Here is a 19570-nt window from a genome sequence, read left to right as displayed (position 1 = left end):
GGGTGACTGAGCCGCATACCTCGGACCGCACTGCCGCGCCCCGCGCCGTCCTGGTCACCGGAGGCAACCGTGGCATCGGACTGGCGATCGCCCGGGCCTTCGCCGACGCCGGCGACGACGTGGTGATCACCCACCGCAGCGGCAACCCGCCGGAGGGTATGCGGGGGGTCCGGTGTGACGTCACCGACTCGGCCAGCGTGGACCAGGCGTTCACCGAGGTCGAGCAGCTGCTGGGCCGACCCGTGCAGGTCCTGGTCGCCAACGCGGGCATCACCCGCGACACCCTGCTGATGCGGATGAGCGACGACGACTTCGACGCGGTGCTGGACACCAACCTCACCGGGGCCTTCCGGTGCGCGCGGCGAGCCGCCAAGGGGATGATCCGGGCCCGGGCGGGGCGAATCATCCTGATCTCCTCCGTGGTCGGGCTGCTGGGCTCTGCCGGGCAGGCCAACTACGCCGCGTCCAAGGCGGCGCTGGTCGGCCTGGCGCGCTCGATCACCCGTGAGCTGGGCGGGCGGGGGATCACCGCCAACGTCGTCGCCCCCGGCTTCATCGAGACCGAGATGACTGCTGAGCTGCCGGCCGAGCGCCGCCAGACCTATCTGGCCTCCATCCCCGCCGGACGGTTCGCCGACCCCGCCGAGGTCGCGCAGGCCGTGCGCTTCCTGGCCGGCCCCGATGCGGCATACATCTCCGGTGCCGTCATCCCCGTGGACGGCGGCCTGGGGATGGGACACTGAGGCGCCACCCACCGACCACCGGCCGTGCCAGCACCCCGGCGCGGGTCACGACGAAGGACACACATGCTGCTGCAGGACAAGAAGTTGCTGATCACCGGTGTCCTCAAGGACTCCTCCATCGCCTTCCACGTGGCCCGGCTGGCCCAGGAGCATGGAGCGGAGGTCGTGCTGACCTCGTTCGGTCGCACCATGCGGATCACCCAGGCCGTCTCCCGGCGACTGTCCGAGCCCGTGCAGATCGTGGAGCTCGACGTGAGCAACACCGAGCAGCTGGAGACCCTGGCCGACCGGGTCGGTGAGCACGTCGACCACCTCGACGGCGTGCTGCACTCGATCGGCTTCGCGCCCAAGGGCGCCTTCGACTTCATGGGGGCCCCCTGGGAGGACGTCTCGACGGCGCTGCAGATCTCGGCCTACTCCCTGAAGTCGCTGACCACGGCGGCGCTGCCACTGATGGGTCGCGGAAGCAGCGTGGTCGGGCTGACCTTCGACGCCAGCTACGCCTGGCCCGTCTACGACTGGATGGGGGTGGCCAAGGCGGCGTTCGAGTCGACCAGCCGATACCTGGCCCGCGACCTGGGCCCGATGGGGATCCGCAGCAACCTGGTCGCGGCGGGGCCGGTGTCCACGACGGCAGCCAACTCGATCCCCGAGTTCGAGCAGTTCGCCAAGTGGGGCGAGCACGCCCCGCTGGGCTGGGACGTGCGCGACCCGGTGCCGGCCGCCAAGGGATGCATCGCCCTGTTCTCCGACCTCTTCCCCTGCACCACGGGTGAGATCGTGCACGTCGACGGCGGTTTCCACGCGACGGGCTTCTAGCGTGTCGGGCACCTTGTCGCGGTTCGGCTGATGAGTCCCGTCCCGCTCGAGGGTGCTGTCTCCGGGTCCGAAGACAGCGGCCGTGGGGTCGTCGTGCGCGAGATGCGGGTGCTCGAGGGGCCGAACCTCTACTTCCCACGCCCGGCCGTGAAGGTGAGCCTGTCGCTGCCCGGCTACCAGGGCGCCGAGCAGGCGACCATGCGTGACTTGGCGGGGCGGTTGGGTCTGCGGCAGGCCGCGCCAGGCAAGCCACGCACGGAGCAGCGACACCGCTTCCTGGTGCGTCTGGTCAGCGTGGTGCTGCGCAGGGTGGCGACCGAGGCGGGCAACCGACTGGCGGTGCGCGGGCGGACCGTGGCCGGCCTGGACGACGTCGTGGTGGCCTTCCCGTGGCGCAGCCGCGGGCGGGGTGAGGCGCTGGGCAGCACGTTGGGTGACGTGTTGACCACGCTGCTGGTCGGGGGCGACGTCGACACCGCCCTGGCGCAGGCGGCCGCGGTGGTCGACGCGGCCGAGCGGGGCGCCTCTGCTGCTCAGCGGCGACCCCGCATACCCGTTGTCTCGGTCACCGGCACCAACGGCAAGACCTCCACCACCCGGCTGCTGGCTCACAGGGGCATGGTCGCCGGCCGGCGCACCGGGTGGAGCTCCACCGAAGGGGTCTTCGTGCAGGGTGAGCAGGTGGTGGCCGGTGACTACTCGGGGCCCTCTGGTGCGCGCCAGGTGCTGACCGCTCCCGGGGTGCAGCTGGGGATCCTGGAGACGGCCCGGGGTGGGCTGCTGCTCAAGGGGATGGGCGTGGTGCACAACGACGTGAGCGTGGTCACCAACGTCACCGCCGACCACCTGGGCCTGCACGGTGTCGACACCGTCGACCAGCTTGCCGAGGTCAAGGCGATCATCACCCGGGTCACCAAGAAGGAGGGCTGGGTCGTGCTCAACGGTGACGACCCGCGCGTGCGGGCCATGGCCACCCAGGCGAGCGGTCGGATCTGGATGTTCAGTCTGGACCCGGACTCCCCGGCGCTGCGCGAGGCCCTGGACGCGGGTGGGCGTGGCCTGACGGTGCTGGACGGTGACCTGGTCATCGTGCGCCGCGACGCCGACCCGCAACGACTGGTGCGGGTCCGGGACGTGCCGATGACCTTGTCCGGGCTGAGCGAGCACAACATCGCCAACGCGCTGGCCGCGACGGCCGCCGGTCTGGGTGTCGGGCTGCCTTCGGCGTCCGTGGTGGAGGGTCTGCGGACCTTCGCCCCGGACCTCGCGCACAACCCGGGGCGGATGAACGTGTGGACCGTGCCCCTTGCCGGGGGTGGCTTCGGCACGGTGATCGTCGACCTGGCGCACAACGAGGCGGGCCTGGACGCGCTGCTCTCGGTCGCGGAAGGGCTGCGGCCCCCTGGCTCGCGGGTGCACCTCGGCCTCGGCGGGGTGGGCGACCGCACCGATGAGATCCTCTTCGGCCTGGGCGAGATGGCCGGGCGGCGGGCGGATCGGGTGCAGATCGTGCACAAGGGCGGCTACCTGCGCGGTCGCACGGCGGAGGACCTCGAAGCGCAGTTCGAGCGGGGCCTGGCCTCGGTGGGCATGGTCCACGGTGGCTCCTCGCCCACGGAGGTGGCGGGGCTCGCGGCCCTGGTGGAGCATCTTGCCGAGGGTGATGTCGCCGCGTTGATGTGTCACGCCGAGCGCCCGGCTGTGGTCCAGTGGCTTGAGGAGCACCAGGCGACCCCCGACTCGCCCCGTCAGGTGCGGCGCAAGGTCATCGCGTCCCGGGGGGAGCACGAGCTGGAGTCGGTGCTGGCCGCGGTGGCCCAGCAGGTCGGCGCCGAGCGGGTGGCGGCGGCCCGCGACCTGGTCGAGGTCACGCCCGAGGACCCCCGGCTGGTCTTCGAGCTGGCCTGCGCGCTGGACGCCGACGGCGACGCCTCGGCGGCCGCAGACCGCTACCGGGACGCCCTGGCCTCCGGGTTGCGCGAGCCGCACCGGTTCCGTGCCCAAATAGGGCTCGCCACCTGCCTGCGCGCGCTGGGTGAGCGCGTCGAGGCCACCGAGCTGCTGGCCGAGCTCGGCGCGCAGCGTCCGGACAGCGCCACAGTGGCGGTCCTGCGCGCGCTGCTGGGCGCCGACGGCGGAGATGCCACAGCAGGGGTGGCCGAGCTCGCCGAGTTTGTGATGACGCACGCCACGGGCACCGAGGATGCTGCATACCGCCCCGTCCTGCTGAGCCACGCCAAGGAGCTGCGTGCCTAGCCCTCACCCATTGGGCCTCGTCCGAGCACCTCCCCTGAGCCCTCTACCTTTACCCCATCCGCCGCCTCCCGACGCATCGCTCTGGCTGCCCGGGTGTTTCGTCAGACCTGCACAATCGCGATCTCGGTTGCCGACGCGCAGGTGGCCTCCGATTGTTCAGGTTTGACCAGGCGCTGCGTGACTGCCTGAGCCCTCCGGTGGAGCGTCTTGTCTCAGCGGAAGCGCGCCAAGGGCGCGGGTGGCGGGAGGACCTTGCCACCGCGGCGGCTGGACAACCACGAGACCAGGCACCAGGTGACATACTCCGGCTGGAACATGACCTCCTCCCAGGTGAAGCGAAAGACAGTCCAGCCCCAGGCGACGAGGTTGTCGTAGCGGAAGGCCTTGCGGTGCCGTGCTCAGTCCAGCTGTCCGCCTCGAGCACCAACTTCAGGCGCCACTCGGCGAGGTCGACCTTGGCCCACAGCCCGCTGTCCCAGATCTGCATCTGCGGCACCACGCCTTTCCAGGCCGGGCACGTCCAGCGCGATGGCCCGCAGCACCGACTCAAAGGGATTGTCCGGCTTGGCGGAGGCGTGTCGAGCGACCCGGCGGGCCCGGACGGATCCGGGTCCGCGCAGGGATTCGGTCGCCTCCACCAGGTCGTCGAGGTCCACGTCGTGCTCGCGCAGGGCCGAGTCCGCCACGGACAGAGCCTCGTCGAAGGGCAGGTCTCGGGCGCAGTCGAGCACCGTCTGTAGCGGTCGGGTCACGCCACGGTATGTGGTGCCCGGCGCGAGATCGCGCCAGTGGGCCGCGACAGTTCGCCGGACCCCGGGCGGGAGGCTACGAGCTTGGCGCACCGTGAGGTGGGCACGTTCGGGCACGGTCTTGACCTTCCACCCGTGCCCGAGGGCAGCACTTACATGAGACAACGTGGCCGTCATGGCGTGCGCTTTGGCCAGGTGCGCTCCGGTCTCGACAGCGACGTAACGTCCTCGCGCCCCCTTGGTGATGTGGTCGACGGCCACGGCGCACTGCACCCGCCGAGCCCCGCAGCGCTCGGTCAGCTCGACCCAGGTGGCTACTCCGCCGAGCTCACTCAGCGCCTCCTGGGCGCCCTGACTCTTGCTCATCTCTGCAGCGTGGCCACTGCGGCCTGACGGTGGCTGAGGTTGTCCACAGGCCCGGGCGCGTTTCGTCGAACCTGAACAATCACCCCGTCCGCGGTAAAAGCGCAGGCAGCCTCCGGTTGTGCAGGTTTGACGAAGCGCCGCAGAGGCGGCCAGGAGTGCACGGGGGCAGTGGGGCATGGGCGCGCGAGGGGCAGAGGGGGCTGGAGTGCGCGGGGGCAAGTGGGGAGGGTGCGCGGGGGGGAGCGGCGGGAGGTGGGAGGGCTCGCCGGGAAGAAAGTATGCGGTGGTCAGGGGGAGGGGGCGGGCTCCAGCTCCGTGTAGTCGGTGCGTGCCTCCTGCCCGGAGGCCTCCGCGGCGTCGTGCAGCTCCACGGGGTCCAGGTCGGGGTCGCCGCCGCGCAGGTCATCGGAGCGGGACCCCGCGTATGCGGACTGGCCGAGCAGCTCCAGCTCCGAGAGGACCCGGGCGTGCTGGTCGACGCACATGACGACCAGGTCGCCGGGGTTGGCCAGCACCATCGCCTCGCGGACGGCGTCGACCTCCTGCGGCACGACCCGCACCGAGCGGGCTCGGACATCGCCGCCCTCGATGCGCTCCCGGATCCCCTCGGCGACCAGCTCAGCCGCCGCGCCGACCGCACGGCCGCGGCGGTTGTCGTCCTCGCGCACCACGAGGACGTCGAAGAACTCGGCGGCGACCTGCCCCAGCTCGCGGATGTCCTCGTCGCGCCGGTCGCCCGCAGCGCCGATGATCCCGATCCGCGTGCTTGCCTCCTGCTGGGCCTGGTGCGCCCGCTGCTCCGACAGGTTGTCGACGAACTCCCCGAGCGCCCGCATACCGGCCGGGTTGTGGCAGTAGTCGACCACCACGCTGACGCCCTTGACGTCGAGCATGTTGAGCCGCCCGGGGGACAGGTAGTAGGAGGTGGTGAAGGTGCGCAGACCCTGGCGTATGTCGTGAAGCGGGGCGTCGACGGCGAACGCGGCGCCGGCGGCGGCCATGGCGTTGGCAACATTGAACCGGGCGGCCCCGCCGAACGTGCTGGGCAGCAGGTGCGTCCAGGCGAGCTGCATACTGCGCCGGCCGTGCCGGATCACGATCATCTCGCCGCGGTCGCTCGGCTCGAGCACCACCGCGCGGCCACCGCGGCGCAGCCGGACCTCGATAAGGGCCCGCTCGGGGCTGTCGGGCGGCTGCATGGAGAACCACACGACGTCGCCGCTGCAGTGCCGGCGCATCTCGCGCACGTGCGGGTCGTCGGCGTTGAGCACCGCGAAGCCGCCGCGGGGCACCGCCTCCACCACGACCCGCTTGACCGCGGCCAGCTGCTCGATGGTGTCGATCCCGCGCAGGCCCAGGTGGTCGGCGGCGACGTTGGTCACGACGGCGACGTCGTTGCGGTCATAGCCCAGGCCTTCGCGCAGGATCCCCCCGCGGGCGACCTCCATCACCGCGAAGTCGACGCGCGGGTTCTGCAGCACCATCCGGGCCGATTTGGGGCCGGAGGCATCCGAGCGCTTGACCAGCCGCTCGTCGATGACGATGCCGTCGGTCGAGGTCATTCCGACCTGCCGGCCCAGGCCCTTCATGATGTGCGCGATCATCCGCGAGGTGGTGGTCTTGCCGTTCGTACCCGTCACCGCGACGATCGGCACCCGGGAGGGGGCGCCGGGCGGGAACAGCAGGTCGACGACCGGCTTCGCGATGTACTGCGGCTCGCCCACGGTGGGGTGGGTGTGCATCCGGAAACCCGGGGCGGCGTTGACCTCGCAGATCGCTCCGCCGGTCTCACGCACGGGGGCGCAGATGTCGGGGCAGATGAAGTCGATCCCGGCGACGTCGAGGCCGATCAGCCGGGCGGCCTCCTCGGCGATCTCCACGTTCTCCGGGTGCGCGTCGAAGGTGCGGTCCACGGAGATGCCTCCGGTGGACATGTTGCCCGTCAGGGCGAGCTTGATCATCTCGCCCTCCGGCGGCACCGAGCCCATCCCGTGGCCCTGCGCGCGGACCAGCTCGACCGCACTCTCGGTGACGGCGATCCGGGTGAGTACCTTCTCGTGCCCGACCCCGCGGCGAGGGTCCGCGTTGGTGATCTCGACCAGCTCCTCGACGGTATGCCGGCCGTCGCCGATGACGTGCGCGGGCACCCGCTCGGCGATCGCCTGCATGCGCCCGCCGACGATCAGGCAGCGGTAGTCGTTGCCGGTGATGAAGGACTCCACGACCATGATCCCGCGCCGGGACTGCGCGGCAGCGTTGGGCCAGTGCGCCCGCACCGCAGCGTCGTCGCGCAGGTCGATGCCCACGCCCCGGCCGTGGTTGCCGTCGAGGGGCTTGACCACCACGGGGTAGCCGATGCGCCGGGCCACGGCCACGGCCTCGTCCTCGGTGCGCACGGTGGCGCTGGCGGGCACCGGGAGCCCGGCCGAGGAGAGCAGGGTGTTGGTCAGCGCCTTGTCGGAGGCGATGTCGACGGCCAGCGCTCCGGTGCGCGAGGTCATCGTGGCCCGGATCCGCTGCGCGTGGACGCCCTGGCCGAGCTGGACCAGGGAGGCGGTGTTGAGCCGCAGCCAGGGGATGTCGCGGCTGGCCGCCTCCTCGATGATGGCCGCGGTGGAGGGCCCGAAGGCGGTGCGCTGGGCCAGCCGCAGGAACGCGTCGAGCTCGGCCGTGAAGTCGAACGGACCCTGGTCGGAGTCGCCCCCGGCGCCCGAGCCCGCGGAAGCACCGGTGCTCGCGCTGATCGCTGCGTTGACGGTGCGCACGGCCAACTGACCCGCGGCCAGTCCGACGCGCTCGTCCAGGAAGCCGTAGATGACGTTGTAGTGCCCAGGTTTGCCCTTGACCATCCGGGTCTTGCCGCGGCGCAGGTCGTGCCCAGCCTCGGCCTGCAGCGCCAGTGCGACGTGCTCGGCGATGTGGCCCATCCAGGTGCCCTCGCGCAGTCGCTCCACGAAGCCACCGGGCCGTCCGCGCGAGCAGGTGTGCGCATGCAGCGCCGGCAGCCAGTCCAGCAGCTGGTCGGTGAAGCCGGGCACCTGGTGGGAGGGGTGGTGCTCCAGCACGCCGAGGTCGACGACCAGGTGGATCGCCTGGTCGTAGTTCCACACGTTGGGCCCGCGATAGACCCGGGACTCCGCGATGCGCAGCTCCGGGGCCGCCGGGCCGGGGGCCGTGTCGTCCACTCCTGCTCCTCTCACTGTTGCACTCGTCCACGCCCGTAGGCAGCGCGGCGGCTGCCGGTCAACGCCGCAGCGCGGCAGCCGCGTTGGCGGTCTCGTGCACGTCGGTCGGCGAGGTGACCACGGCCACCTCGGCGTGCTGCTCCTCGAAGTCGCGCAAGGCGACGTCGTGCAGGTCGAACACGGCTCCCCAGGGCAAGGAGTGCACCACGGCTCCCGACACCAGCAGGGGGGCGTCGCGCCGGGCCTCGTGCGCGTCGCTGACCGCCGCGCGCCCGTCGACGACATAGACGGCGCCGCCGCCCACGACCCGCAGGGTGCGCTCGTCGGTGATCTCGGCGGCCGTGTCCTCATCGATCCCCACGCCGAGCAGGCTGGGGGACCCGGCCACCAGCGACAGCAGGCGCCCATAGCGGGTGCGCTGGGCGAAGTGCTGGTCCAGGATCACCCCGGGAAGCAGGCCCAGGCCCGCCGTCAGCTGGGCCGACCGTTGCCGTGGGGTGACGCCCTCGTCGCCGAGGGAGATCATGAACTGGCTCAGCACCGAGGCCCCCGCCGACGTGCCGGCGACCACGGCGCCGCGCTCGTAGGCCCGTCGGATGGCCGCGGCCAGCGGCGTGCCCACGATCAGCTGTGCGAGCTTGAGCTGGTTGCCCCCGGTGATGAAGACCCCGGTGGCCAGGTCGACGGCGGCGAGCAGATCCGGCGCTCCGGCCTGCTCCCGGGAACGCGGGTGAACTGCGCTCACGTCCCGGGCGTGCAGCCGGGTGAACACCGAGCGATAGACCTCGACGGCCTCCTGCGCCATCGAGGACGCGGTGGGGATGACCACGATCCGGGCGTGTCGACCACCGGCCAGACTCACGAACCGCTTGAGCACGAGCACCCGCCGGCGCTTGTCCTCGGCCCCGCCGATGACCAGGAGGGTGCGCTCGGGGGGATCCGTCACCTCGCTCAGGGTGGATCCGGCGGCAGGCATGGGGGCAACTCTAGGCGCTGTCGCCCCCCTCGATCACGGTCCCCTTGCCGACGACGACGAGGCCGGAGTCGGTGACCGTGAAGCCCCGGGCCCGGTCGTGCTCGTGGTCGACCCCGATCGAGGTGCCGGGCGGCACATGGACGTACTTGTCGATGATGGCGCGCTCGATGGTGCAGCCCCGGGCCACGTTGACGCCGTCGAGCAGCACCGACCCGGAGACGGTGCTGAAGCTGTGCACCCGCACCTGGGGGGAGAGCACGGAGTCGCTCACCGTCGCCCCACTGATCACGACACCGGGGGAGACCGCGGAGTTGACCGCATGCCCGACGCGGTCTCCGGCACCGTGCACGAACTTGGCCGGTGGGTGACAGCCGTAGTTGGTCAGGATTGGCCAGTTCTCGTTGTAGAGGTTGAACACCGGGTGCACCGACACGGCGTCGATGTGCGCGTCGTAGTAGGAGTCGATGCTCCCGACGTCGCGCCAGTAGGCCCGGTCTCGGTCGGTGGCCCCCGGGACGTCGTTGTCGTTGAAGTCGTAGACGTAGCCCTCCCCGCGCTCGACGAAGGCGGGCACGATGTCGCCGCCCATGTCGTGCTTGGAGCCCTCCTTCTTGGCGTCCTCGCGCACCGCCTGCTCCAGCACATCGGCGTCGAAGACGTAGTTGCCCATGGACGCGAAGACCTCGTCCGGGGAGTCCGGCAGACCGGGCGGGTCGGTGGGCTTCTCCAGGAACTGCGAGATTCGCTTCGGGTCCTCGGCATCCACGTCGATGACCCCGAACTGGTCGGCCATCGAGCGCGGCTGGCGGATCGCGGCCACGCTCACCCCGGCCCCGGTCTCCTGGTGCTGGGCCACCATCTGGGAGAAGTCCATCCGGTAGACGTGGTCGGCGCCGACGACGACCACGATGTCCGGCTTCTCGTCGTGGATCAGGTTCATGCTCTGATAGATCGCATCGGCACTGCCGGCGAACCAGTGCTTGCCCAGTCGCTGCTGCGCGGGCACCGGCGCCACGTAGTTGCCCAGCAGGTTCGACATACGCCAGGTCTTGGTGATGTGGGTGTCCAGGCTGTGCGACTTGTACTGCGTCAGCACGACGACCTTGAGATAGCCGGAGTTGACGACGTTGGACAGCGCGAAGTCGATCAGCCGGTAGATCCCCCCGAACGGCACCGCCGGTTTGGCCCGGTCGGCCGTCAGCGGCATCAGCCGCTTGCCCTCACCCCCGGCCAGTACGATCGCCATCACCTTCGCCCGGTTGCGTGACCACGTTGCCATGACACCAACCTAGGGGGTGCGCCCGTCGGGCCGCGAGGGGTAGCCCCGCTTCGGCGGGGCCGCTAGCGTGTCTCGGGTGCCTATCGACATCGACGTCCTGACGCGGGAGTATCCGCCCAACATCTACGGCGGAGCGGGGGTGCACGTGCACGAGCTGGCCCGGGCCCTGCGCGCCAGGGACGACGTGCGGGTGCAGGTTCGTGCCTTCGACGACCCGGTCGACGAGCCGGGCACGACGGGGTATGCCGCGCTGCCACAGCTCGCGCAGGCCAACCCGGCGCTGCGCACCCTGGGGGTCGACCTCACCATCGCCGCCGATGTGCTCGCCGCGGCCCCCGACCTGGTGCACAGCCACACCTGGTACGCCAACTACGCCGGTCACCTCTCCTCGCTGATCGGCGGTATGCCGCACGTCATCTCCGCCCACAGCCTGGAGCCGATGCGGCCGTGGAAGGCCGAGCAGCTGGGCGGGGGCTACCGGCTGTCCAGCTACGTCGAGCGCACGGCATACCTGCATGCCGACGCGGTCATCGCGGTCTCGGACGGGATGCGCAAGGACGTGCTGGCCAGCTATCCGGACATCGACCCCGGCAAGGTGCACGTCGTGCACAACGGCATCGACGCCGAGCAATGGCAGCGCGACACCAGCGAGCAGGCTCGGGTGGTGCTGGCCGACTACGACATCGACCCGGACCGGCCCAGCGTGGTCTTCCTGGGCCGGATCACCCGGCAGAAGGGGCTGCCCTACCTGCTGCGCTCGCTGCGCGAGATCCCCGACGACACCCAGATCGTGTTGCTGGCCGGCGCCCCGGACACCCCGGAGATCAAGGACGAGGTCGTAGCATTGGTCGACCAGCTGCGCTCGGACCGCGGTGGCTCGGTGATCTGGATCGCCGAGATGCTGCCGCGGGACAAGGTGATCGCGGTGCTGTCGCACGCCACGGTGTTCGTGTGCCCGTCGGTCTACGAGCCGCTGGGCATCGTCAACCTCGAGGCGATGGCGTGCGGCGCCGCCGTGGTGGCCACCGCCACCGGTGGCATCCCCGAGGTCGTCGTCGAGGGGGAGACCGGGTGGCTGGTGCCGATCGAGCAGGTCAGCGACGGCACCGGTACCCCGGTCGACGTGGACCGCTATGTCGCGGACTTCGCCGCGGCGGTCAACGAGGCGCTCTCGGATCCCGCGCGGGCCGAGCAGATGGGGCAGGCCGGCCGAGAGCGGGCGATCAGCGACTTCTCCTGGCACGCGATCGCCGAACGCACCACGGATCTCTACCGCTCCGTGCTGGCCTGAGCTGCCGGGGGCCGGGCCATCGGCTCCGTCGCCAGCGAAGCCGTCATCGGCGGGGCCGGGCCACTCGGCCTGGCTTGCGCCGACTGGTGCACGATCCCGCACACTGTTGCCCTGCGCGCGCCATGCATCAGTGATCCACATCGTGCACGAGTCGTCCGGATGATGCACGAGTTGTCCGGATGGTGCACGTGCCGTCGGGGCAGCACCGCAGACGTGGGCTGAGCGGGCCAGTGGGCTAAGTCAGGGTTCAGCCGCGGGTGTCAGCGCCAGCCGGCGAGGTGCAGTACTGCCACATTGGTGGCGTCGGCCAGGGCCCGGGCGGCCCGGTCTGCCAGGCGGGCCATGATGCGCTCCCGCTGCAGCGTGCTGCTGGAGTCGACCGTCTGCACGGCGGTGTCGCGCCCGGCCTCGGCCAGCGTCAGCACCGAGCCCGCCAGCTTGATCACCCGCATCCCCCGGGCCGGCACGGCGGCGGGCATCCCCCACTGCGTGTCCAGCCGGTCTCGGGCCAGTGTCTCCGCCAGACCCGCGCCCACCGGCGCGCCGGGCACGGCCGCGAGCTCGGCGGTGATTGCTGTCAGGTCCTGGCGCAGGCTCAGCTCGACCTGCGAGATGTCCACCGCCTGCACCCGGTGCACCGGGGTCGGCTCCGCGTCGTATGCCGTCCAGCCGGCCTGCCAGCCCTGGTCGTCCTGCGGGCCGTAGGGCTCGATCGTCGGCACCATCGCCGCGCCCACCCCGGGGACGAACACCAGCTCCTGGGCGGTCGTGGCGGCGTCGAGCAGCTCCGGGCCGCACCTCGGCATACCGGCGACGTCCCCGGGACGTGGCAACGCGACCAGCACGACCTGCTCCCCGAGGTCTCGCCACAGGGTCAGGGTGGCTTCCAGACCCACGACGTGATCCAGGTCGGGCAGCGCCCGGGCGGCGACCTGCCCCACGGGCAGCTGTCCCGCGAAGGCGGCGCTCGCCCAGACGGCGACGCGCACACTGGCGGGCAGCTCGGGCATGCACGGATCGTAGAACGCGCCGGGTCGGGTGGCTGCGGCATGGCACGGATCGGCGGGCACGCGGGCCAACTAGGGTGGGCGACCATGAGCGACGTCCTGGAGTTCGCCGGTGTCGGAGTGGTCCGTGGCGGCGCGCACCTGCTGCGGGAGATCACCTGGTCGATCGAGGAGGGGGAGCGCTGGGTCGTCATCGGGCCCAACGGCGCCGGCAAGACCACGCTGCTGCAGCTCGCGGCCGCGCGGATGCACCCCACCACGGGTGTTGCCGGAGTGCTCGGGGAGGTGCTCGGCACTGTCGACGTCTTCGAGCTGCGGCCGCGGATCGGGGTGTCCAGCAGCACCATTGCCGAGCGCATCCCCGAGCACGAGCGGGTCGCCGACGTGGTGCTCACCGCGTCCTGGTCGGTGGTGGGGCGCTGGCGCGAGGACTACGACCCGGTCGACGAGCAGCGGGCCGCTGAGCTGTTGAGCGCGCTCGGGGTCGACCACCTGGCGACCCGCCGCTACGGCACGCTGAGCGAGGGGGAGGGCAAGCGGGTGCAGATCGCCCGGGCGCTGATGACCGACCCCGAGCTGATGCTGCTCGACGAGCCGGCGGCCGGCCTGGACCTGCGCGGCCGGGAGGACCTGGTGCGCCGGCTGCAGGTCCTCGCGCAGGACGTCGCCGCACCCGCCCTGGTGCTGGTCACCCACCACGTCGAGGAGATCCCGCCGGGTTTCACCGACATCCTGATGCTGCGCGGCGGTGAGGTCGTCGCCGCCGGGCCGCTCGAGGCCACGCTGACCGCTGACAACCTGTCGCGCGCCTTCGACATACCCCTGGTCGTCGATCGGCGCGGCGGACGGTGGACCGCCCGGGCCGCGGACCCCGCGTAGGGCCTGCAGCGGATGGACCCCCTGCAGGCCCTGGCCATCATCGCGGCCGGACTGGCCGCCGGCACCATCAACACCATCGTCGGCTCCGGCACCCTGGTCACCTTCCCGACGTTGCTGTTCTTCGGCTACGCACCGGTCTCGGCCAACATCTCCAACAGCCTGGGTCTGGTCGCCGGGGGGTTCAGCGGTGCGTGGGGCTACCGGCACGAGCTGCGCCAGGTGCGCTCGACCCTGCTGGCGCTGCTGCCCGCGTCGCTGGTCGGCTCGGTGATCGGGGCGCTGCTGCTGCTGGTGCTGCCGGAGTCGGCGTTCGAGACCATCGTGCCGGTGCTGATCGCCCTGGCCCTGGTGCTCGTGGTCACCGGACCCCGGCTGAACCGATGGGCTGCGGGGCACCACACGGACCGCCTCACCCGGGGGCGCTGGATCGCGCTGCTCGCGGGGGTGGTGTTCACTGGCGTCTACGGCGGCTACTTCGGCGCTGCGCAGGGGGTGCTGCTGATCGGGCTGCTCGGGGTCCTGCTGCCCTACGGGCTGCAACAGCTCAACGGGCTCAAGAACGCCTGCACCCTGGTCGCCAACCTGGTCGCCGCCCTCGTCTTCCTGGTCATCGAGCCGGCCCAGATCGACTGGCTGGTCGTGTTGCTGATCGCGACCGGCTCGCTGGGCGGCGGATTCGTGGGCGCCCGGGTGGGTCGGGCGATGCCCCCCTGGCTGCTGCGCACCGTCATCGTCGTGATCGGCACCGTGGCCATCGTGGTGCTGGTGACGTGAGCGAGCCTGCCCTACCACCGGGGGTCACCTGGGTCGAGGACGCCCGAGATGCCCGAGTCCGGGACTACTTCGACCTCACCGACGTCGCCCTGCGCCGGGTCCTGGAGCCGGAGCAGGGGCTCTACCTCGCCGAGTCCGAGAAGGTGATCCGCCGGGCCCTGGGTGTCCGGCACCGGATGCGCTCGCTGCTGATGGCCCCCCGCTGGCTCACGGACCTCGCCGACCTGGTCGAGCAGGCGGTGCGCGACGGCATACCGGTGTATGTCGCATCGCCGCCGGTGATCGAGGCGATGACCGGGTTCCACCTGCACCGCGGCGCCCTCGCCGCAATGCACCGCCCGGACCTGCCCGACCCGGTAAAGCTGCTCGACGGTGCCCGACGGGTGGCGGTGCTGGAGGACATCGTGGACCACACCAACGTCGGTGCGGTGTTCCGCTCCGCGGCGGCGCTGGGGGTGGACGCGGTGCTGGTGACCCCACATTGCGCGGACCCGCTCTACCGCCGGTCGGTGCGCGTGTCGATGGGCACCGTGTTCCAGGTGCCGTGGACGAGGCTGCCCGACTGGCCGGGCTCGGTGGCGGCGCTGCAGTCCGCTGGCTTCCTGGTGGCCGCGCTGACCCTGACCGACGGGGCGATCGACCTCGATGCGCTCGCCGCCATCGCTCCCGAGCGGCTGGCCGTGGTGCTGGGCGCCGAGGGCGACGGTCTGTCCCGACGAGCTGTCGCGGCCGCAGATGTCGCCGTGCGGATCCCGATGGCCGGCGGCGTGGACTCGCTCAACGTTGCTGCGGCCAGCGCTGTCGCCTTCTACGCACTGCGACGTTGACCCTCGCGATCCCTACTCGCCGAGGGGAGCGCAGGCCGACTCGAAGAACTGGGCCTCGCTTTCCACCACATTGGCCTCGTACGACTCGGCGCTGTCGTCACCCGGCCGGTAGAGCACCTGCCCCGGCTCCCGTGCCTCCAGCTCCGCGGTCGTGAAGGACACCCCGGAGGCAGACCAGCTGTTGTCCTGCGTCCCGCCGAACAACGTGTAGGTGCGCTGTGGCGCCAGCGCACCCAGAGGCATCTCTGCCTCCCACTTGTCTGCAGGTGCGGCCAGCGACCACGTCGCCCGGTCGGCGATCGGCACACTGCACCCACCCGTCAGCAGGCACAGCCCCAACACCACCGTCGTGTGGAGCCGGCGGGCCCCAGACATGCGAGTGCCTCGCTCCTCGAGATGTCCCCGTGACTACGGCCCCTTGGCTGCTTCCCGCCATGGACGTCATCGTAGGAGGCTCGCTCAGCCCAGGGGGACCGCGAGTCCCGAGACGACCTCGACGCGCGGCGCTCCGGCCAGGTCGGACCCGGGCATCGCCAGCTTGGAGGCGCGCAGCCCGGAGCCGATCACCACCCGGGGCTGCTCCACGACCCGGGCGTCGACCAGGATCGGCCAGTCCGCCGGCAGACCGAGGGGAGTGATGCCGCCGTACTCCATCCCGCTCTCGGCAACCGCTCGCTCCGCGCTCAGGAAGGTGGCCTTGCGGACGTCCAGGTGCTTGCGGACCACGGTGTTGACGTCGGCCCGGGTGGTCGCCAGCACGACCACGGCGGCGATCCGCTCGACCCCGCCGCGGCGGCCGAGCACGAGGATGCAGTTGGCCGACTCGGCTAGGGTGACGTCGCTGTGCTCCACCAGAGTGGCGGTGTCGGCCCAGTCCGGGTCGATGGCGGCGACCTGCACGCGTGTGGCCCAGGACGCATCGGTATGCAGTGCGGCGGCGACCGGGTCGGCCAGCAGGTGCTCGGCACCCGCCACAGACACCCACTCCAGCCTGGTCACTGCGGGTCCATCCGAGTCACCGCGAACTGCACGCCCACTGAGTTGGCGCCTGCTGGCAACCGTTCGTCCCAGACGGCGAACAGCGTGTCTTCCGCGCCGACGGCGAGCAGGCTCGCCAGGTGCACCGCTTCGGCACCGGGCAGGGCATGGTCGGGCCCAGCGGCCTGGCACGTGCAGCGATGGGCTCGACCACGAGAAGCTGCACGGAAGCGCTGCTGTCGAAGGACACGAGGGTCAACCGACTCATCGCCGTTGCTCGCCGACCAGATCGCCCACCGGCCCCCTCGCGCGGACCCGATGGGCACCGCAAACTGTCGGTCGAGCGGCACCCCCAGGCTTGCTGAGCACACCACGCCGCACGAGATCGTCGAGCAGGGGGGGCGGTCCGCACCGAGAGCTCTGCCCTCAAGGCGCTGATCGCGACGTCCATCCGCCGAGCGTATACCTCCGCACCGGCAGAATATGCGCGTCGCGCTCCGCGTCAGTCTGCCTGGCGGTCGGTCAGGAGGGGGTGGGCCTGAAGCCACTGTTGCGCCCGGCGAGCCGACGCCTGGGTCAGCCAGGCGTCCTGGATCAGCTCGGTCAGCTCCTGATGGCTCAGCTCGCCGATCCGGCCGGCGCGCAGCAGCACCGAGGGGTGTCCCTCGAAGTGCGGCGTGGTGAAGAACGGCGTGGATTCGTCGTCGACGAGGGCGTGCTTGTCGGCCTCGGACGGCACCCAGAAGACGATGACGTCGTCGTAGCGCTCGCCGGTCTGCGGGTCGGCAGCATCGGGCCGGGCGTTGCGGAAGAACACGAAGGACTTGCGGCCCACCTGATAGACCGCGTTGCCCAGCGGACCCTCCTGCAGCTGCACGTGCGGCATACCGGCAGCGACGGTGTGGACGTCCCGGACTTGTGCCCTGCGTGTGCTGCTCGGCATACCGGCAGGGTAGGCGGTGCGGCGCTCAGCCGGTCGGCGTCAGCGCCTCGCGCACGCGGGAGAGGGTGCTGCGCAGGATGCGGCTGACCTGCATCTGCGAGACGCCCAGATGCCCGGCGAGCTGCTGCTGGCTCTGGTCCTCGAAGTAGTGCAGCCGCAACACGGTCCGGCTGCGGTCAGGCAGCCCGGACAGCACCGGACGCAGGCTCAGCCTCGTGTCGACCTCCTCGATGCGAGAGTCGGGAGCGACCAGAGTCTCGGCGGGTGCCCCGACCCGGTCCTCGCGGCTGCCCTCCAACGGCACGGGCGCGTAGGCCGTGCCCAGGCAGAGTGCCTCGATCACGTCACCCTCGGGCACGCCCAGATCGATGGCCATCTCGGTGGCGGTCGGGGAGCGTCCCATCTGGTGGCTCAGCCGCTCGTGGCCGGTCACGACCCGTGGGCGCAGCTCCTGCAACCGGCGCGGGGGCCGCACGACCCAGACGTGGTCGCGGAAGTGTCGGCGCAGCTCACCGAGCACGGTTGGCACCGCATACCCGATGAAGGGGACACCCGAGGACTCGTCGTAGCGTCGCGAGGCGAGCACGAGGCCGAGCCGGGCCACCTGCACGAGGTCTTCCACCGGCTCACCCCGGCCGCGGAACCGCTGCGCCAGGTTGTCGGCCAGGTCGAGATGGTCCAAGATGAGGCTCTCGCGCGGAGCGCGCGGGGTCGCGTCGGTGCTCCGTGTGCTCAACCCGACCACCTCCCGGGCATGCCGCCCCTGGAGTGGCGCCCTTGCTGGACCACGTGTGTCACGCCGCCGCGTCAGCGCCGAGCGGCTGTGTCACAGTGATGGTATGCCTTGGGATGCCCCAAAAGCCAGCATCCTGCATCTCGATCTGGACGCCTTCTTCGCTGCGGTCGAACAGCGCGACAAACCTTCCCTGCGCGGCAAGGCTGTGGTCGTCGGTGGGCTGGGCGGCCGCGGGGTGGTCTCGACAGCGTCCTATGAAGCTCGTCGCTACGGTGCGCGCTCGGCCATGCCGACCGCGGAGGCCCGGCGGCGATGCCCTCCGGGCACCGCGTTTCTCGCCGGGCGCTACGAGGCCTACCGGGTCAGCTCGGGGGTGGTGATGGACGTGCTGCGCGAGGTCTCACCCAGGGTGGAGCAGGTCTCGGTGGACGAGGCGTATGTCGATCTGGCCGCCGGTGAGGTGGATCTGTGCACGGACGGACTGCGCACGGTGGGGGAGCGTGTCATGGCCGAGATCCGCAGCGCCACCGGCGGGCTGACCGCCTCGGTGGGGATCGGCACCAGCAAGATGATGGCCAAGATCGGCAGCGAGATGGGCAAGCCCGCCGGGCTGACCCTGATCGCCCCGGGTGAGGAGCTGGACGTGCTGCACCCCATGCCGGTGCGGGCGGTTGCCGGGGTGGGGCCTGCGACAGCGGGCAAGCTGCGCGGCTTCGGGGTCGAGACTGTGGGAGACCTGGCCCGGATTGAGCTGACCGACCTGGTCTCGATCTTCGGCACCGCGCACGGTCAGGCGCTGCACGACCTCGCGAAGGCGCGGGACGCCCGGGCTGTCCAGGTCGAACGGATCGCCAAGAGCGTGTCGGCGGAGGAGACCTTCGAGACCGACATCACGGACCGGGCGGTGCTGCATACCGAGATCGACGGGCTGACCGCGCGGGTGGCAGCGCGGTTGGGCACATCAGCGACCTTTGCCCGGACCATCACCGTCAAGGCGCGGTGGCACGACTTCACCACGGTCACCCGTTCCGGTTCGCTGCCGCACGCCACGGGTGAGCCGGCGGTGATCGCGCGGGAGGCCCGACGGCTGCTGGACACCGTGGACGTCGCCAGCGGGCTGCGGCTCCTGGGGGTGGGGGTCAGCGGGCTGACCACGCATGCCCAGGACGAGCTGGTGCTCGATGCCGAGGCGGTCGAGCCGCAGACCGAGCACGGTGCGGACTCGGCGCCGGACGTGCGAGCCCAGCCGACCACAGGACCCGCGCCGCGGCCGCAGTGGCGGACCGGGCACGATGTGCGGCATGCCGAACACGGAGCAGGATGGGTATGGGGTGCCGGCCGCGGGGTGGTAACGGTGCGCTTCGAGGGGCCGCTGACCGGGCCCGGGCCGATCCGCAGCTTCCCCCTCTCCGACCCGGCCCTGCAGCCCGCAGACCCCCCGGACTGGCGGCAGCAGGGCCCTGGTGCGTGATAGTCTCCACAGTCGTCGTGGCGGTGCCTTTGGGCTCGGCCGCGAAGCCCTTGTCCGGGTGGCGGAATGGCAGACGCGCTAGCTTGAGGTGCTAGTACCCTTTACCGGGTGTGGGGGTTCAAGTCCCCCTCCGGACACGATCTTTCCGGGTGGGCCACTGTACGGGTTCCCGCCAGGCACGAAGGTGGTGTGGCTGGAGCGCGACGGGGATCTGATCCCCAAGCCACTCATGTCGGTGGATGAGCTCCGCGGGCGCTACCGACCGGCGTCGGGTCTGCTGACCCAGGAGCT

18 protein-coding genes and 1 tRNA gene are annotated in these 19570 nt (G+C 71.3%); 9 read left to right on the top strand and 10 right to left on the bottom strand.

The annotated features are described in order from the left end of the window. Window positions 1-2 precede the first annotated feature (2 nt). The 3 genes from fabG (at window position 3) to ACR2FV_RS13290 (ending at window position 3818) form a co-directional block, all read left to right on the top strand. A complete protein-coding gene (fabG, locus tag ACR2FV_RS13300; protein ID WP_434016175.1) occupies window positions 3-743 on the top strand; it encodes a 3-oxoacyl-ACP reductase FabG in 741 nt (246 codons plus the stop codon). A gap of 63 nt (window positions 744-806) precedes the next feature. After that, complete coding sequence (gene fabI / locus ACR2FV_RS13295) at window positions 807-1562, top strand: enoyl-ACP reductase FabI (protein ID WP_434016174.1); 756 nt, start codon at window positions 807-809, stop codon at window positions 1560-1562. A 30-nt stretch (window positions 1563-1592) separates the two neighbouring features. Beyond that, on the top strand, window positions 1593-3818 hold the full coding sequence (locus ACR2FV_RS13290) for a tetratricopeptide repeat protein (RefSeq protein ID WP_434016173.1): 2226 nt from the start codon (window positions 1593-1595) through the stop codon (window positions 3816-3818). A 398-nt stretch (window positions 3819-4216) separates the two neighbouring features. Here the strand turns inward: ACR2FV_RS13290 and ACR2FV_RS13285 are convergent, their stop codons facing one another. From ACR2FV_RS13285 to glgC, 4 genes are all read right to left on the bottom strand, one after another. Continuing rightward, complete coding sequence (locus ACR2FV_RS13285; RefSeq protein WP_434016172.1) at window positions 4217-4933, bottom strand: hypothetical protein; 717 nt, start codon at window positions 4931-4933, stop codon at window positions 4217-4219. 287 nt (window positions 4934-5220) lie between these two features. Next, window positions 5221-8118 (bottom strand): cyanophycin synthetase, encoded by a 2898-nt coding sequence (gene cphA / locus ACR2FV_RS13280; protein ID WP_434016171.1) that lies wholly within the window; start codon window positions 8116-8118, stop codon window positions 5221-5223. 58 nt (window positions 8119-8176) lie between these two features. Continuing rightward, window positions 8177-9094: a cyanophycinase gene (locus ACR2FV_RS13275; RefSeq protein ID WP_434016170.1), complete on the bottom strand. Its 918-nt coding sequence runs from the start codon at window positions 9092-9094 to the stop codon at window positions 8177-8179. Between the two features lie 10 nt (window positions 9095-9104). Continuing rightward, complete coding sequence (glgC, locus tag ACR2FV_RS13270) at window positions 9105-10373, bottom strand: glucose-1-phosphate adenylyltransferase (protein WP_434016169.1); 1269 nt, start codon at window positions 10371-10373, stop codon at window positions 9105-9107. Window positions 10374-10455: 82 nt separating this feature from the next. On the opposite strand from glgC, the gene glgA reads away from it, so the two are divergent. Next, complete coding sequence (glgA, locus tag ACR2FV_RS13265; protein ID WP_434016191.1) at window positions 10456-11664, top strand: glycogen synthase; 1209 nt, start codon at window positions 10456-10458, stop codon at window positions 11662-11664. Between the two features lie 260 nt (window positions 11665-11924). Here glgA and ACR2FV_RS13260 read toward each other — a convergent pair whose 3' ends face one another. After that, a complete protein-coding gene (locus tag ACR2FV_RS13260; RefSeq protein WP_434016168.1) occupies window positions 11925-12674 on the bottom strand; it encodes a hypothetical protein in 750 nt (249 codons plus the stop codon). Window positions 12675-12758: 84 nt separating this feature from the next. On the opposite strand from ACR2FV_RS13260, the gene ACR2FV_RS13255 reads away from it, so the two are divergent. From ACR2FV_RS13255 to ACR2FV_RS13245, 3 genes are read left to right on the top strand one after another with little or no spacing between them, the layout of a single operon-like run. Beyond that, window positions 12759-13550: an ABC transporter ATP-binding protein gene (locus ACR2FV_RS13255; RefSeq protein WP_434016167.1), complete on the top strand. Its 792-nt coding sequence runs from the start codon at window positions 12759-12761 to the stop codon at window positions 13548-13550. Between the two features lie 12 nt (window positions 13551-13562). Then, the gene (locus ACR2FV_RS13250) at window positions 13563-14324 is read left to right on the top strand and encodes a sulfite exporter TauE/SafE family protein (RefSeq protein WP_434016166.1); all 762 of its coding nucleotides are present in this window, start codon (window positions 13563-13565) and stop codon (window positions 14322-14324) included. Next, window positions 14321-15151, top strand: a complete 831-nt coding sequence (locus tag ACR2FV_RS13245) for a TrmH family RNA methyltransferase (protein ID WP_434016165.1) — start codon at window positions 14321-14323, stop codon at window positions 15149-15151. The genes ACR2FV_RS13250 and ACR2FV_RS13245 overlap by 4 nt, the downstream gene beginning before the upstream one ends. Before the next feature lie 12 nt (window positions 15152-15163). On the opposite strand, the gene ACR2FV_RS13240 is transcribed toward ACR2FV_RS13245, so the two are convergent. From ACR2FV_RS13240 to ACR2FV_RS13220, 5 genes are all read right to left on the bottom strand, one after another. Then, a complete protein-coding gene (locus ACR2FV_RS13240) occupies window positions 15164-15526 on the bottom strand; it encodes a hypothetical protein (RefSeq protein WP_434016164.1) in 363 nt (120 codons plus the stop codon). 84 nt (window positions 15527-15610) lie between these two features. Beyond that, window positions 15611-16132, bottom strand: coding sequence for a YbaK/EbsC family protein (locus ACR2FV_RS13235; RefSeq protein WP_434016163.1), 522 nt, complete (start codon window positions 16130-16132; stop codon window positions 15611-15613). 14 nt (window positions 16133-16146) lie between these two features. Further along, window positions 16147-16275, bottom strand: coding sequence for a hypothetical protein (locus ACR2FV_RS13230; protein ID WP_434016162.1), 129 nt, complete (start codon window positions 16273-16275; stop codon window positions 16147-16149). Window positions 16276-16631: 356 nt separating this feature from the next. Then, a complete protein-coding gene (locus ACR2FV_RS13225; RefSeq protein WP_434016161.1) occupies window positions 16632-17072 on the bottom strand; it encodes an MmcQ/YjbR family DNA-binding protein in 441 nt (146 codons plus the stop codon). Between the two features lie 25 nt (window positions 17073-17097). Continuing rightward, on the bottom strand, window positions 17098-17808 hold the full coding sequence (locus ACR2FV_RS13220; protein ID WP_434016160.1) for a sigma-70 family RNA polymerase sigma factor: 711 nt from the start codon (window positions 17806-17808) through the stop codon (window positions 17098-17100). Between the two features lie 103 nt (window positions 17809-17911). On the opposite strand from ACR2FV_RS13220, the gene ACR2FV_RS13215 reads away from it, so the two are divergent. Further along, window positions 17912-19279 (top strand): DNA polymerase IV, encoded by a 1368-nt coding sequence (locus ACR2FV_RS13215; RefSeq protein ID WP_434016159.1) that lies wholly within the window; start codon window positions 17912-17914, stop codon window positions 19277-19279. 52 nt (window positions 19280-19331) lie between these two features. Continuing rightward, window positions 19332-19416 (top strand) — tRNA-Leu (locus ACR2FV_RS13210). The last annotated feature ends 154 nt before the right edge of the window (window positions 19417-19570 follow it).

Source organism: Ornithinimicrobium sp. (assembly GCF_051004135.1).
Lineage (GTDB): Bacteria > Actinomycetota > Actinomycetes > Actinomycetales > Dermatophilaceae > Ornithinicoccus.
This window is presented reverse-complemented; position numbering and strand designations above follow the sequence as displayed.